13 protein-coding genes are annotated in these 14,553 nt (G+C 58.2%); 6 read left to right on the top strand and 7 right to left on the bottom strand.

Annotated features, from left to right (window positions below; translation table 11 throughout):
- Positions 1–93: 93 nt before the first annotated feature.
- On the bottom strand, positions 94–1,548 hold the full coding sequence (locus G5315_RS12590) for a M48 family metalloprotease (protein WP_367948260.1): 1,455 nt from the start codon (positions 1,546–1,548) through the stop codon (positions 94–96).
- Between the two features lie 121 nt (positions 1,549–1,669).
- Between G5315_RS12590 and G5315_RS12585 the strand changes: the two genes are divergently transcribed.
- From G5315_RS12585 to G5315_RS12575, 3 genes are read left to right on the top strand one after another with little or no spacing between them, the layout of a single operon-like run.
- A complete protein-coding gene (locus G5315_RS12585; protein WP_236317642.1) occupies positions 1,670–1,903 on the top strand; it encodes a sulfurtransferase TusA family protein in 234 nt (77 codons plus the stop codon).
- Between the two features lie 25 nt (positions 1,904–1,928).
- Entirely contained in the window at positions 1,929–2,999 is a 1,071-nt protein-coding gene (locus tag G5315_RS12580; protein WP_069529160.1) for an AI-2E family transporter, read from the top strand.
- Between the two features lie 35 nt (positions 3,000–3,034).
- On the top strand, positions 3,035–3,841 hold the full coding sequence (locus G5315_RS12575; protein WP_421333128.1) for a MipA/OmpV family protein: 807 nt from the start codon (positions 3,035–3,037) through the stop codon (positions 3,839–3,841).
- A gap of 111 nt (positions 3,842–3,952) precedes the next feature.
- Here the strand turns inward: G5315_RS12575 and G5315_RS12570 are convergent, their stop codons facing one another.
- Positions 3,953–4,753, bottom strand: coding sequence for an alpha/beta fold hydrolase (locus tag G5315_RS12570; RefSeq protein WP_421333127.1), 801 nt, complete (start codon positions 4,751–4,753; stop codon positions 3,953–3,955).
- 128 nt (positions 4,754–4,881) lie between these two features.
- On the opposite strand from G5315_RS12570, the gene ppk2 reads away from it, so the two are divergent.
- Positions 4,882–5,697, top strand: coding sequence for a polyphosphate kinase 2 (ppk2, locus tag G5315_RS12565; RefSeq protein ID WP_005361444.1), 816 nt, complete (start codon positions 4,882–4,884; stop codon positions 5,695–5,697).
- 112 nt (positions 5,698–5,809) lie between these two features.
- Here ppk2 and G5315_RS12560 read toward each other — a convergent pair whose 3' ends face one another.
- From G5315_RS12560 to yejK, 5 genes are all read right to left on the bottom strand, one after another.
- A complete protein-coding gene (locus G5315_RS12560; RefSeq protein ID WP_421333126.1) occupies positions 5,810–6,946 on the bottom strand; it encodes an ABC transporter ATP-binding protein in 1,137 nt (378 codons plus the stop codon).
- 68 nt (positions 6,947–7,014) lie between these two features.
- On the bottom strand, positions 7,015–7,905 hold the full coding sequence (malG, locus tag G5315_RS12555) for a maltose ABC transporter permease MalG (protein ID WP_005333868.1): 891 nt from the start codon (positions 7,903–7,905) through the stop codon (positions 7,015–7,017).
- Between the two features lie 12 nt (positions 7,906–7,917).
- On the bottom strand, positions 7,918–9,570 hold the full coding sequence (gene malF / locus G5315_RS12550; RefSeq protein ID WP_005333870.1) for a maltose ABC transporter permease MalF: 1,653 nt from the start codon (positions 9,568–9,570) through the stop codon (positions 7,918–7,920).
- Between the two features lie 75 nt (positions 9,571–9,645).
- On the bottom strand, positions 9,646–10,827 hold the full coding sequence (gene malE, locus G5315_RS12545) for a maltose/maltodextrin ABC transporter substrate-binding protein MalE (RefSeq protein WP_005333871.1): 1,182 nt from the start codon (positions 10,825–10,827) through the stop codon (positions 9,646–9,648).
- A gap of 408 nt (positions 10,828–11,235) precedes the next feature.
- Positions 11,236–12,285, bottom strand: a complete 1,050-nt coding sequence (yejK, locus tag G5315_RS12540; protein ID WP_005333872.1) for a nucleoid-associated protein YejK — start codon at positions 12,283–12,285, stop codon at positions 11,236–11,238.
- Between the two features lie 73 nt (positions 12,286–12,358).
- Between yejK and G5315_RS12535 the strand changes: the two genes are divergently transcribed.
- Positions 12,359–12,586: a YejL family protein gene (locus tag G5315_RS12535; RefSeq protein ID WP_005333874.1), complete on the top strand. Its 228-nt coding sequence runs from the start codon at positions 12,359–12,361 to the stop codon at positions 12,584–12,586.
- A 47-nt stretch (positions 12,587–12,633) separates the two neighbouring features.
- On the top strand, positions 12,634–14,484 hold the full coding sequence (locus G5315_RS12530; RefSeq protein ID WP_338455102.1) for a DUF3413 domain-containing protein: 1,851 nt from the start codon (positions 12,634–12,636) through the stop codon (positions 14,482–14,484).
- Positions 14,485–14,553 lie beyond the last annotated feature (69 nt).

Here is a 14,553-nt window from a genome sequence, read left to right as displayed (position 1 = left end):
CTGCTATCACCGTCATGTACATCACGCCACCGCCATAAACAACAAGGGCGCACCGTGGTGCGCCCTTGTTTGATAGGTCAATGCCAGGTTTCGTTAGCCCTTGAGGCTGTCGAGATCCTTCTTGGCACGCTCCAGCTCGGTGATGCGCGCCTCCAGACGAGCCAGGGTCATCCGGTCGCTAGTGGTACCGCGCGCCACGATCAGTTCGTCGATGGCTGCCTGATAATCCCCGCGCAGCGAGAGCATCTCGGCCCGCGCCATATGCAGCTCGGTCATTCTGCCCGCCTTGCGATAGGCATCAGCCAGCAGGTTCCAGGCCAGATTGTTCTCCTCGTGGGCACGGGCATAGGGGTCAAGGATGGCGATGGACTTCTTGTAGTTGCCGCTCTCGAGGTAGGCGTTGCCGAGATTGACCACCACCACTTCGTTGTCCGGCATCCGGCTGCGGAACTTCTCGAGGCGCGCAATGGCCTGGGCACTGCGCCCCTTGGCCAGATCGATGTCAGTCTGGGCATCGACGATAAAGAGATCTTCCGGATGACGGGCCGCCAGCTCCTGCATCAGGGTATCAGCCTCGTCGGTGCGCTTGAGCTGGATCAGCGCCAGCGCCTTGCCATAGATTGCGGCATCCTTGAGCGGGTAATCCCCCTTCTGGATCCGGGTATCGAAGTAGCTCAGCAGCCCCTGCGGGGTATCTGTACCAAAACGCACCTGAATCCGCACCTTGGCCAGCCAGAAGTCGAGGCTGGGCGGCAAGTCGCGGCGGCCATAGCTGCCCGCCCGAGCGCGGGCCTCGCTGATCCGGGTCTCCGGCAGCGGGTGAGTGAGCAGCATTTCCGGCGGCTTGCTGGCGTAACGGTATTCGGCAGCCAGTTTCTGGAAGAAGTTGGCCATCCCCATGGGGTCGAAACCGGCATCATAGAGGGTCTTCATGCCGATGCGATCCGCTTCATATTCGTTGTCGCGGGTGTAGTTGATGGCCGACTGCATGGAGAGGCCCAGCGTAGTCTGCAGCGCGGCGATACCGGCAGTCGGGTTGATCACCGCCAGCGCGATGGAGCCCACCAGACCGGCCAGGGTCACTGCAGAGCTGCTCGCCTGCGCCTCCATGTAACGGGCGATATGGCGCTGGGTCACATGGGTGATTTCGTGGGCCAGTACCGAGGCCAGCTCGCTCTCGCTGTCGGCGTAGAGGAAGAGGCCGGTGTGCACCTTGACTCGCCCGCCGAGGAAAGCGGCCGCGTTGATGCTGGGATCATTGATGAGGAAGAAGGTAAACGGGAAACGCACCCCATCGGCGTTGGTCAGCAGTCGCTGACCCAGATCGTCAATGTACTGGCTCAGCACCGGATCATCGATGATCGGCAAACCCGCACGAGCAAAGCGCATAAAAGCGTTGCCGTAACGCACTTCCTGCTCGATGGGCAGGGCCGCCACCCCGGCCGTGCCGATGTCGGGAAGCTGATTGTTGGCCTCGGCATGAAACGTGGCGCCCATCAGGGAAGCCAGCAGGGGAAGCGATGCCATCAGGGGGGAAAAGCGTGCCACGTTATCTCTATCTCCATCAGAAAGGGCCTCGGCAGAATACCCTTGCCCATCAAGGGCTACAAGCGTTGTTTCACGCTCTTATCACGGCCATAATAGCGGCCACCTGCCTGATGGAGCCCCCATGGAAGTTCTCGACCTGACCCCCTGGCGTTGCCCTGAGCCGCTGATCCGGCTCAAGCTCTGGTTAAGGGGGGCCAAAAGCGGTCAAACCGTCACCATCCGGCTGGCCGATGCGGGCTCCCGGCAGGATATTCCGGCCTATCTGCACCGTCAGGGCCACCATGTCGAGATGCAGCAAGAAGCGGACAAAACCCTCTCTTTGCAGTTGGTTGTCGGGGCGAAACAACCATCTTGAGCCCCAGTGATGTAAGGATGCAGTCATGTTAGAAGTATTGAAGCGCTGGTATCAGACCCGTTTTTCCGATCCCGATGCCGTTACCCTTTTCCTGTTGCTGGTGTTCTGCTTTGCCATCATCTGGCTGTTTGGCGATCTGCTGGCCCCCCTGCTGGTGGCGCTGGTAATGGCCTATCTGCTGGAGTGGCCGGTCGCCCGGCTGCAAAAAGCGGGGCTGTCGCGCACCCTGGCCACCAGCGTCATTCTGATCCTCTTTATTGCGGTAGCAGTCGCCTCCTTGCTGGGCCTTATCCCGACGCTGGTGAGTCAGGGGATCAATCTGGCCAAAGAGGCGCCGGCCATGCTGACCCACGCTCAGGATTATGTGCGCACCCTGCCGGACAAATACCCCGAGCTCATCGACGTCAGTCTGGTGGAGACCGTCATCGACAATATTCGCCAGCGCATCCTCAGTGGCGGCGAGCATCTGGTGAGCGCCTCCCTCAGTTCGCTGGTCAACGTGGTCGCCATCATGATCTACCTCATTCTGGTGCCGCTGATGGTCTTCTTTATGCTCAAAGACAAGCGGGTACTGATGGGCAGCCTGCGCCGCTTCCTGCCGCGCAACCGCACCCTGGTCAACCGGGTGTGGGTCGAGATGAACAACCAGATCATCAACTACATCCGCGGCAAGGTGATCGAGATCCTTATCGTCGGCATCGCCACCTATGTTCCCTTCGCCCTGATGGGACTGCGCTACTCGGTGCTGCTGGCTGTCGCGGTCGGCTTCTCTGTGCTGATCCCCTATATCGGCGCTGCCGTGGTGACCGTACCGGTAGCCATGGTCGCCCTGTTCCAGTGGGGGCTCACCCCCGAGTTCGCCTGGCTGATGGTAGCTTATCTGGTCATTCAGGCCCTCGATGGCAACCTACTGGTGCCGGTGCTTTTCTCGGAAGCGGTCAACCTCCATCCGGTGGCCATCATCATCGCCGTGCTGGTCTTCGGCGGCTTGTGGGGATTCTGGGGAGTCTTCTTCGCCATTCCCCTCGCCACCCTGGTCAAGGCGGTGATCAATGCCTGGCCAAAACGCGAAGAGATGCCCGGTGCCGCAAAATAACCTGCTTCCCCTGCAATCGTGACAACGGAGTGTCCATGACCTTTTTTCGTCAAATCAGAGCGGCAGGGCTGACGGCCCTGCTCCTCGCTGCCGCCATGCCAGCGCGTGCCGATATCGATCTTGGCGCCATGGATCTGCTCACCAGCGACAGCCCTACCAGCCCGGTGCCACAGGGCTTTGTCGCCGGAGCGGCGCTCATCGGGGGACAGGCCCGTTATGAAGCGCAGGACAACGCCCTCTACGCCATCCCCGGCTTTATCTATTTTGGCGACCAGTTCATGTTTCTCGGCGATCGGGCCCGCTACTACTTCCACAAGGATGAGAACGTCGCCCTCTACGGCTATGGCCGGGTCCGTTTTGGCAATCTGGATCCCGAGGATTCTCCAGCCTTTACTGGCATGGAGCAGCGAAAATGGCAGCTGGAAGGCGGGATCGGTGGCAACATCATCACCCCCTACGCCCTGCTGACCGTGCGTGCCAACAGCGATGTCACCGGCCGCAGCAAGGGACAGGAGCTGCTGCTGTGGGCCGACTTCCCCATCCTGCGCGACAACCTGCTGATCATGCCGGGGATGGGGCTGATGCTGCGCAGCGACAAGATGGCCAACTACTACTTCGGCGGCATCTCCGAGAGCGAGGCAACCGCCCAGCGGCCTGCTTGGGATAGCGGTACCACCCTCTCCCCGATGACGGCCCTCATCACCAGTTACCGCTTCAGCCCCAACTGGATTGGCATGTTTGCCATGAACTACGAATGGTATGATCGGGACATCAAAAACAGCCCCATCGTCCAGCACGATGGCGAGCTCTATGCGGGTTTTGCGCTGGGCTATATCTGGTAACAGTTATGAGCCTTGAACCGTGAGACACGACCAAACAAAAGGGAGCCATCGGCTCCCTTTTTCACGACCATCAGGCTGGTAGTACAGCCTGCTCAAGCTGCCAATTCAGGCTTACAGCGTCGCCAGAAAATCGGTCAGCTGCTGATTGACGAAGGCCGGATTTTCCAGCGACGAGATGTGGCCAGCCATCGGGATCTCCCTGAACGGGCAACCCAGCACCTCGGCCATCAGATAGCCCTCCAGCACCGGACGGGCCTTGTCCTCGCAGCCGGTCATCACCAGTGCGGGAGTGGTGATCTCCTCCAGCCACTCGATACGATCTTCGCGGGTCACAAAGCTGCGGCCCACCGCCACCATGGCGGCAATATTCTCGTTTGGCCAAGCGGCCAGACGCGCCTTGAAATCGGCCAGCAAGTCGGCATCGGGCTGGTTGGCAAAGAAGATCGGCGCCACCTGTTCGATGATGGGCGCCGGCACGGTGCCGAGCTGCTCGATCATCGCCAGCATGCCAAGGTAGCGCTCGCAAGTGATCTGCGGCTCGAGGCCGACAAAACTATCCATCAGCACCAGACCCTTAAGGCGGTTTGGCACCATGCGCGCCAGCTCCACACCCCACATGCCACCGATGGAGAGGCCCACCAACACGAACTCCTCAATGCCGAGGGCATCGAGCAGCGCCAGGTGATCCCGCGCCAGAGTCGCCAGGGTGCAGCCACCTTCGGGGAGCAGGTCGGAATCGCCGTGGCCCCACAGCTCGGGAACGATGCAGCGATAGCTGCCCTTGAGCGCCTCGATTTGCGGCGCCCACATGGCGCTGTCCCACAGATAGCTGTGACCAAACAGCAGTACCGGCCCTTGCCCTTCGTCCAGATAGGCCATCCGGCGGCCCGCTATCTCCATAAAATGCTTCATGTTATCTCCTGTTGCCAGCGATGGGCGGGCAGTGTATCACGTCCCCCTTGGCAGGTGACGCCTCCCTGGTGCAAGCTGACAGTGACTCAAAGAAGTCACCCATGAAAGGATGCCAAAAGGAGAAGCCCATGGCGAAGGAGAAGAGCAAGAAGCGGCCACGTCTGGACAAGAAGTGCTACGAGCACCACCTCGCCCATCTGCAGGAGGAGCTGGTCAAGCTGCAGGAGTGGGTCAAGCAGGAGGGGCTCAAGGTAGTGGTACTGTTCGAAGGACGGGACGCCGCCGGTAAAGGGGGCGTCATCAAGGCGATCACCGAACCGCTCAACCCCCGGGTCTGCCGGGTCACGGCGCTGCCCGCCCCCTCCGATCGAGAGCGATCCCAGTGGTACTTTCAGCGTTATGTGGCCCACCTGCCCGCCGCTGGCGAGATGGTGCTGTTTGACCGATCCTGGTACAACCGGGCCGGAGTCGAGCGGGTGATGGGATTTTGCAGCGACGCCGAGTATCGCGAGTTTCTGCGCGCCTGCCCCGAGTTTGAGCGGATGCTGATCCGCTCCGGCATCACCCTGATCAAATACTGGTTCTCGGTCAGTGACGAGGAGCAGGAGAAGCGCTTTAAAGAGCGGATCAACACCCCCATCAAGCGCTGGAAGTTCAGCCCGATGGATTTGCAGTCCCGGTCACGCTGGGTGGAATACTCCCGCGCCAAGGATGACATGTTCACCTACACCGACACCGAGGATTGTCCCTGGTTCGTGGTGGAGGCAGATGACAAACGCCGTGCCCGCCTCAACTGCATCGCCCATCTGCTGAGCAAGGTGCCCTACGAGGCGATCCACTACGAGCCTATCAAGCTCCCCCCCATCAAGACCGAAGGGTATGAGCGCCCGCCGCTGGCCAGCCAGACCTTTGTGCCCGATATTACCGCCGAACTCGAGGCTTGAACCGGGTTACCTTGCCTACCTGCATGTTCAAATCGCAGGCAATAAAAAGCCGGTCTGACGACCGGCAAAAAGGCATTGATTATTAAGAAAGGAAAACCGGCACAACAAAAAATCAGGTACGGATATATTTGGCGGTCCGGGGGAACGCCTGCTCCTTGGCATCGAACAGGTAGCAGGCTTCGGCCGGGATACCCACGCTGTAGGTCTGACCGGTCGCCACATCCACATCCGAGGTGGCCTTGACGGTAAAGTCGTGACCATCCACATCCATATAAACGAAGGACTCGGCACCCAGGTGCTCGGCCACCTGCACGACCCCGCTCACCTTGCTGTGTGCATGGGGGTGATCCAGCGGCATCAGGTGCTCAGGGCGAATGCCCAGCTCCACCTTGTCACCCACAGCGCCACTGCGTGCATCGACCCGGGCACGCACGGTATCGCCAGAGGTCAACTTGACCAGGCACTCCTGCTCGCCAATCTCCAGCAACTCGCCCGCAAGGAAGTTCATCTTGGGAGAGCCGATAAAGCCCGCCACGAACTTGTTGTCCGGGTTGTGGTAGAGATCCAGCGGTGAACCGAACTGTTCCAGGTTGGTGGCAGCTTCGGCCTTGAGCGGGCTCAGCACCACAATCTTGTCGGCCAGAGTCATCGCTTCCACCTGATCGTGGGTCACGTAGATGATGGTGGAGTTAAGCTCTTTGTGCAGCTTGGCGATCTCGATCCGCATCTTGACCCGCAGCGCGGCATCCAGGTTTGAGAGCGGTTCGTCAAACAGGAACACCTGCGGCTGCTGCACGATGGAGCGACCGATGGCGACACGCTGACGCTGACCACCGGAGAGCGCCTTGGGCTTTCTGTCCAGCAGCGGCTCAAGACCCAGGATCTCGGCGGCGCGCATCACCCGCTTGTGGATGTTCTCTTTGTCCATCTTCTTGAGCTTCAGACCAAAGGCCATGTTCTCGTAGATGTTCATGTGTGGATAAAGGGCGTAGGACTGGAACACCATGCCGACGTTGCGCTCTACCGGCGGCACGTCGTTCATGTAGCGACCGCCGATGGTCAACTCACCGCTGGTGATGTCTTCCAGACCCGCGATCATCCGCAGCAGGGTGGATTTACCGCAGCCGGACGGGCCGACGAAGACGATGAATTCGCCCTCCTTGATGGAGAGGTTGATGTTGCGCAGGGTGTCCTTGTGAACAGCCGGATCGTAATTTTTGCGAACGTTGTTGAGTACTACTTCAGCCATGACGAGCTCCGCTCTTGAATCTTTGCAAATCGTGATAGCGGGGGGAGTCTGCTCCCCCGGCCATAAACTTAACCTTTCACACCGCCAGCAGTCAGACCGCCAACCAACCAGCGCTGTGCCAACAGGAAGACCACAGTGATGGGGAAACCGGAGAGCACTGCGGCCGCCGCGAAATCACCCCACAGATAGTTCTGCGGATAGAGGTACTGCTGGGCCCCGACCGCCAGGGTCAGATTGTTCACATCCTGCAGCAGGATGGAGGCCATGGGCACCTCGGTAATGGAACCGATAAAGGCCAGAATAAACACTACCGCCAGGATGGGCACCGACAGGGGCAACAGGATCAGACGAAATGCCTGCCACGGGGTCGCACCGTCGATGGCCGCCGCCTCCTCCAGGGAGGAGTCGATGGTCTCGAAGTAGCCCTTGATGGTCCAGACGTGGAGGGCGATACCACCCATGTACGCCAGGATCAGGCCACCGTGGGTATTGAGACCCAGCCAGGGAATGTAGTCACCAATCTTGTTAAAGAGCGCGTAGATGGCTACCAGTGCCAGCACTGCCGGGAACATCTGGAAAATCAGCATGCCCTGCAGGATGGTGGACTTGCCACGAAAACGCAGGCGGGCAAAGGCGTAGGCACAGGTGGTGGAGAGCGTCACGATCATCAGGGCAGTGATGCCGGCGATCTTGATGGAGTTCCACAACCAGGTCAGCACCGGGAACGGCGGCGGCGTGATGCTGCCGTCGGCGTTGGTGATGGACATGCCCAGCGCCAGCTTCCAGTGATCCAGCGTCGGATTGGAGGGGATGATCTCCCCTACCGCGAAGTTACCGTTACGGAACGAGATGGCGATAACCATGATCAACGGGAAGATGATCAGCGCCAGGAAGCCCCACATGACCAGGTGGGTTGCCCACACCCGGTATTTGACTGATTTGGGTTGTACGATTGCCATGTTGAAGCCTCCTTACAGCTGCTTGTCGGCTTTGGACAATTTCAGGTTGAGCAGCGCCAGCGCACCCACGATGAGGAAGATGGCTGTGGCGATGGCACTGGCCAGACCGTAGTCCTGACCACCCGATCCCTGGAACGCAATCCGGTAGGTATAACTCACCAGCAAGTCGGTGGTACCGGCCGGGGTGCTGGCGCCGATGATGTCGGGCGCACCGTTGGTCAACAACTGGATAAGCACGAAGTTGTTGAAGTTGAAGGCGAACGAGGCAATCAACAGCGGTGTCAGCGGCTTCATCAGCAGCGGCACGGTGATCTTGAAGAAGTTCTGTACCGGACCGGCACCATCCATGGCTGACGCTTCATAGAGATCTTCCGGAATGGCTTTGAGCAGGCCCATGCAGAGGATCATCATGTAGGGGTAGCCGAGCCAGGTGTTGACAATCAGGATCATCACCTTGGCCAGGAAGGGGTTGGTATACCAGTCCGGTTTGATGCCAAACGCCGCTTCCAGGAACATGTTGATCTCACCGAAGTTCTGGTTGAACAACCCCTTGAACACCAGGATGGAGATAAACGCCGGGATCGCATAGGGCAGGATCAACATGACCCGATAGAAACCGCGCCCCTTGAGCTCTTCCCACTGCACCAGACAGGCCAGCACCATGCCGATAGCCAGGGTGAAAGCGACGGAGCAGGTTGAGAAGATCACGGTCCAGATGAAGATCTGCAGGAAAGGTGACTGGATGCCCGGATCGGTGACGATGCGCGCGAAGTTCTTCCAACCGACGCTCACCACAAAGCCCGGAGCAATACCCTTGCCGACAAACTGACCCTGTTCGTCGATGTACTGATAGAAGCCGGTCTCGCCATTGGGCAGCATCAGCTCGCCATTTTGGGTATCACGCAGCAGGTTGCTGTCTTTGATCACCACGCCGGACTTGAGCACGGCACCATCCATCAGACGGGTGTAGTGCTGCTTCTGGGCGGCAAACTTGCGCAGGCTGCTCAGGGTCAGGTGGGTACCGCCATCCGGCAGCACCAGATCAAGGTCACTCAGGTGAGTACGATGCTCAACAATGGCGCGGATCGGTGCGGCCTTGCTGGCCGCTTCGCCGGTGAAGGGCTGCAGCTCGACCACTTGCTGGGTGTTCTGCACACGGCCCTCGCGGGACGCCAGCTCACGGGCCTTGTTGGTCATCAGGGAAACAGGTTGGCTGATAAAGGATTGATCATCCTGTGTCAGCAGCAGCTGGAACTGGCCGTTGTCGCCACCCAGCAGGGTAAAATCGAATTCACCGCCCGCCACCTTGTAGGTTTTCTTCAGGTGGTAGTCCCGCGCCTGCTCCACGGAGAGCAAGTTGGACCCCGAATAGTTGGTGAAGGCAATGCCAATGGTGTAGGCAAGAGGGAAGATGATAAACACAACCATGCCCGCAACACCCGGAAAGATGTAGCGATGGGCATAGGTCTTCTTGTTCATGAAGACATACAGACCGACGGAAACCACCACCAGATCCAGCAGCGCGAATACCCACTCGCCACTGGCGTACATCATCACGGCTGCGTAGCCATTGAGGATGGCAACCAGGGCCGCTATGGTCCACTTAAGCCAGGTGTGCTTATCCTTCGGACCGGCATAGGACTCAACAGAAGGTACTACTTCCATGCCAATTAACCTTTATAACGCCAAGAGAGATTTGAGAGAGTGGGAGGCCATGAGGGCCTCCCGGGTAGTGCGTGCTTACTGAACGATACGCTTGGCAGCGGTATCCAGAGCTTCGTCAACACCCTGACGACCGGAGGTCACGTTCTTGAGGGCAGTTTCGAAGGAAGACCAGAAACGGCTCATCTCGGGAACGGATGGCATCGGCTCGCCAGCCTGGGCGTTCAGCATGGTGGCCTTGATGTGCGGATCGGATTCCAGGGTCTTCTGGAAGGATTTCAGCGCAACGGCACCCAGCGGCTTGTCGGCGTTAACCGGCGCCAGACCGGCATCGGTCAGCAGGTAGTTTTCCAGGAACTCGATAGCCAGATCCTTGTTCGGGCTGGCGGCGTTGATGGTGGCTCCCAGTACGCCAACGAAGGCTTTGGCCGGCTTGCCGTTCAGGGTCGGCAGCGGCGCTACGCCGTACTTGATGCCGCTCTTGTCCAGGTTGCTCCAGGCCCAGGGACCGTTGATCATCATGGCCACTTCGCCCTTGTTGAACTTGGCGTCCATCACACCGTAGTCGATGCCTTTTTCCAGGTGACCGGACTTGATCATCTCGGAGATGTAGCCCACGCCCATCTTGGCACCTGCGTTGTTCACGCCGGTATCTTTGACGTCATAACCGGTAGCGGTTTTCTTGAAGGCGTAACCACCGTTGGCGGCCACCAGCGGATAGCTGAAGTACGGGGTGTCATAAGCCCACATGATGGCGCGCTTGCCATTTTTCTTCAGAGTCTCGTCAATCTTGGCGATCTCTTCGAAGGTTTTCGGCGGCTCGGGCAGCAGGTCCTTGTTATAAATCAGGCTGACCGCTTCCATGGCAACCGGGTAGCCATAGGTTTTGCCATCAACAGTCATGGCATCCCATGCCAGCTGTTCAAATTTGCCTTTGGTGGCAGCGTTCGGCGTTACCGGAACCAGCAAACCGGCTTTGACCCACTCACCGTAACGGTCGTGAGCCCAGAAGAAGATGTCCGGGCCGTTGCCAGTGGCGGCGGCTTGCTGGAATTTCACTTCAACCTGATCCGGGTGGGCCACAGTAACCTTGATGCCGGTTTCTGCTTCAAACTTCTTACCCACTTCAGCCAGACCGTTGTATCCCTTGTCACCGTTGATCCAGATGGTCAGCTGGCCTTCATCGATGGCAGCAGTAGCAGAGCAAGCGACGCCAAGAGTGGCCAGACCGATCAGGGATGACAGCAATTTCTTTTTCATGAGCCTTTCCTTGTATTAGTTCCGCGCTGTAAGAGCATTGTGTGCGAGATGAATATTATCCCAAGCGGCAAACGGCTCACATGACGCAACTCGCATTTTTGAAATGCAATTACGTATTTCCTTCCAGAAAGTTTTGAAAACATTTTCTTATTTCAGGGAATTACGGCCATTTATCGGCTTAATTCCAGACAACCACAGAATAATAATTACCAAAATGAAATAAAATTTCATGAATGAAAGGGTTTTCACCTCAATGAAAACCCTTTCAGATGGTTTATTTTGTTTGATTTGTTAACAAAGTACCGCGCCAGTTTCGAGGTCTGCCCGGGCGCAATAAAAAAAGAGACCCCGCCGGGGCGGAGTCTCTTTTTGCCAGAAATGACGACTTGATCACACTCGGGAGCATGACTACGACTGGCGCAGCAGCTGATCCTTGAGATTGGGCGGCACACCCTTGATGGTCAGGGTGTCGGTCTGGGGATCGTAAAAGATCCGGCTGTTCAACAGCTTCTGCTCAAAGCTCAGAGTCAGACCGCCGCCGGAGCCAACAAACTTGGTCAGCCCGCGCAGGGTAGAGCGATCCGCCGGGAAGCGCTCTTCCAGCTCATACTCCTGACCGATAAAGCTGTAAAAATCGAGGTCACCGTCGCCAGGCAATTCTGCAGACAACTCCTTGATTTCGATCTCTTCACCGGCACTCGCCTGTTCGGTGCAATATTTGAAGACCTGCTTTTTATAGTCATTGCGCTCGGTCGGCTCGAGCTGGCGACTGTCGCAATAATCTTCGACCGCCTGCAGCAAGCCTTTATTTTGTACCTTGGCATCCATGCCCTCGCGGGCACCCAGCAGATCCATAAAGAAGTCGCCCAGTTTGCGACCAATGCGCCCCTTGCTGAAGGTGATATAGCGGCGCGAATCAGGTTGGGTTTTCCATTCGGTCAAATCAATGCGGGCCACCAGATTGAGTTTGCCGATATCCAGATACTGGATATGGCGCAATTCCAGCGCTTCGCTGACGGTGACGCTCTCCTTGCCCTCCAGCAGGGCAATCAGCAGATAATCGACCCCGACGTAGTTATATTTGGCAAACAGCAGCACCCCCTGCTCATCGAGGGCGTGCTCCACCAGCTGCTTGACCAGCATCTGGGTCACAGTGACCGAGAAGGGAACGAATTCGGTCTGCTCGTCGAGCAGCTGTTCGAGGGCGATACGAAACGCGGGTGAAGGCTGCTTGGGAGCCTCTTCACCGTCGGCCAGCTCGGCGACGGCGGCCTCGGGGTCGGCAAAGAAGCCAAAGCCCTTGCCACCCTTGCCGTTGTAGATCCGATGCAGTTCCGCCATCAGTCCCTGTACCGCCTCATCAGGGGGCAGGGTCTGGCTGCGGGTATCGGCGTGGGGTTGACCATCGCCGCCCTGGCGCAAGGAGTGAAGAATGATCTTGTCGATATCGAGACTCATGTCACAAAGCCATAGTGTTAGCCGAAAGGGTGAAGTATTATAAGGCGCTTTGAACCGAGATGAACTGAAGATTATGCCTATCGTATCAAAGTACAATAACGAGCAATTTGACGCCCTGATGAACGACCTGATCACCGCGCTGGAAAAGCATAAAGCGCCGGTGGATCTCAGCCTTATGGTGCTTGGCAATCTGACCACCAATATCATCAACGGTATGGCACCGGCCCAGCGCCAGGCCATCACTGAAAAGTTTGTCCAGGCCCTGACCGCATCGGTCGATAATCGCCACGACGCACACTGAGTCCCCGACTCTGTTGATTTGACGTTTCTCAACGCAGATGGATCACTATGGTCGAAACCGGTAACCCCTATCGTGATAATGTCTCTCGCCTGATCACCTGGGGGCATTGGTTCTCCTTCTTCAACATTATTCTGGCCATGCTCATCGCCACCCGTTATCTGGGTGCCATCAGCTGGCCATCGACCACGCTTGGCGTGATCTATCTCGTTGTAAGCTGGATTGGCCACTTCTCGTTTCTGAGTTTTGTCACCTACCTGTTGACGATCTTCCCGCTCAGCTTCGTGCTGCCCAAGGAGAAGTCGTTGCGGTTCATCTCCGCCATCATCGCCACCCTGGCGCTGGTGTTGCTGCTGATCGACACCCAGGTATTCCGGCTGTTCAAGTTCCACCTCAACAGTCAGGTATGGCAGTTGCTGCTGGATCAGGCGCAAACCGAAGAGGGCTCAATCTGGAGCATCATCTTCGTTGCCGTGCCCACCATCTTCCTGCTGCAACTGCTGCTGTCGGCCTATGTCTGGCGCAAGATCAACAAGCGCAAGCGCCGCCAGTACGGCAATCAGGTGGGGCTGGCCCTGCTGATCTGCTTTATTCTGACCCACGTGGTCAACAGCTGGGCGGATGCGACCCTCTATCAGCCCATCACCATGCAGAGAGCCAACTTCCCCCTCTCCTACCCCATGACGGCCCGCTCCTTCCTGGCCAAACATGGCTGGCTGGATCTGGATCAGTACGAGAAGCAGGCGGCCTCCCAGGGTGATAACAGCGACAGCCGGATGCATTACCCACTGCGCCCGCTCAACGTCAACGCCCCCCTGACTCACAACAATCTGCTGATTGTGGTGGTCGACTCATTGCGTTTTGACATGCTCAACAACATCAACATGCCCAATCTGCAGCGCTATGCGGATCAGCATCTGACGTTCCGCAATCACCTGAGTGGTGGCAACGATGATCTTATGGGCATGTTCAGCCTCTTCTACGGGTTGCCCGGCCACTACTACAAGGACATCAGCAGCGACAAGCGTCCGCCGGTGCTGTTCGACGAGATGCTGCGCCAGGATTACCAGTTCGGGCTATTCGGCGCGATGGAAGATGCCCAGAAGTATCGCAAGAGCATCCTCGCCGGTCTGCGCAAACAGGTGTTTGTCTCCGAGCAGAGTGACGATGGCAAGCTGCTGACCGACTGGCAGCAGTGGCTGGAGAAGCGCTCTCCCGAGCGTCCCTGGTTCTCGCTGGTCTATCTCTCGAGCCCCGGCGACTACCAGTTGCCCGCCACCATGAAGGGGCCGTTCCAACCGGAGCTCGCCAACTTCAATCCGGCGACCGCCTATCGGGCGGAGAACCTGCAAAGACTGGAGAACCGCTACAAGAACTCGGTCTTCTATACCGACCAGTTGCTTGAGCAGATGCTGACCAAATTGCAGTCGCAGGGGATGGACAGCAACACCATCGTCGTCATCACCTCCAACCACGGCCAGGAGTTCAACGACACCCGCAGCAACAGCTGGGGCGCAGGCAGCAACTACTCACTCTATCAGGTGCAGGTACCGCTGGTACTGGCCTGGCCGGGGCGCGGCAGTGACGTTCGGGAACAACCGAGCAGCCATTTCGATCTGGCGCCGACCCTGATGCAGGGGATGCTGGGCGTGCGCAATCCGGCGCGCGATTACAGCGTTGGCCGCTCGCTGTTTGATACCAGCCCGCGCAACTGGCTGCTGGCCGGGGATCAGAACGACTTCGCCATCTATGAAGGGGAGACCATCACCCACTTCAACAAGCAGGGTGACTTCGAACTGCTGGAGCGCAACAGCTATCGCCCGATCAAGCACGGCACCCCGGATATGGGCGCCATGATCCAGGTGATGAACGAGCTGAACCGCTTCTATCGCAACCAGTGAAGCGCCCGTTGATGGCTTGATACCATAAAAAAACGCCCCGAATTCGGGGCGTTTTTCGTTGTATAGCCG

The organism is Aeromonas sp. 603607, assembly GCF_049171595.1.
GTDB lineage: Bacteria > Pseudomonadota > Gammaproteobacteria > Enterobacterales > Aeromonadaceae > Aeromonas > Aeromonas veronii.
The sequence above is the reverse complement of the archived record's forward strand: the minus strand, read 5'-3'. Positions and strand labels throughout refer to the sequence as shown.

Excerpts from the sequence above, each read along its gene's own strand:
- G5315_RS12585 (WP_236317642.1), top strand. The coding sequence starts at position 1,670 with ATGGAAGTTCTCGACCTGACCCCCTGGCGTTGCCCTGAGCCGCTGATC.
- G5315_RS12580 (WP_069529160.1), top strand. The coding sequence starts at position 1,929 with ATGTTAGAAGTATTGAAGCGCTGGTATCAGACCCGTTTTTCCGATCCC.
- G5315_RS12575 (WP_421333128.1), top strand. The coding sequence starts at position 3,035 with ATGACCTTTTTTCGTCAAATCAGAGCGGCAGGGCTGACGGCCCTGCTC.
- G5315_RS12570 (WP_421333127.1), bottom strand. The coding sequence starts at position 4,753 with ATGAAGCATTTTATGGAGATAGCGGGCCGCCGGATGGCCTATCTGGAC.
- ppk2 (WP_005361444.1), top strand. The coding sequence starts at position 4,882 with ATGGCGAAGGAGAAGAGCAAGAAGCGGCCACGTCTGGACAAGAAGTGC.
- G5315_RS12560 (WP_421333126.1), bottom strand. The coding sequence starts at position 6,946 with ATGGCTGAAGTAGTACTCAACAACGTTCGCAAAAATTACGATCCGGCT.
- malG (WP_005333868.1), bottom strand. The coding sequence starts at position 7,905 with ATGGCAATCGTACAACCCAAATCAGTCAAATACCGGGTGTGGGCAACC.
- malF (WP_005333870.1), bottom strand. The coding sequence starts at position 9,570 with ATGGAAGTAGTACCTTCTGTTGAGTCCTATGCCGGTCCGAAGGATAAG.
- malE (WP_005333871.1), bottom strand. The coding sequence starts at position 10,827 with ATGAAAAAGAAATTGCTGTCATCCCTGATCGGTCTGGCCACTCTTGGC.
- yejK (WP_005333872.1), bottom strand. The coding sequence starts at position 12,285 with ATGAGTCTCGATATCGACAAGATCATTCTTCACTCCTTGCGCCAGGGC.
- G5315_RS12535 (WP_005333874.1), top strand. The coding sequence starts at position 12,359 with ATGCCTATCGTATCAAAGTACAATAACGAGCAATTTGACGCCCTGATG.
- G5315_RS12530 (WP_338455102.1), top strand. The coding sequence starts at position 12,634 with ATGGTCGAAACCGGTAACCCCTATCGTGATAATGTCTCTCGCCTGATC.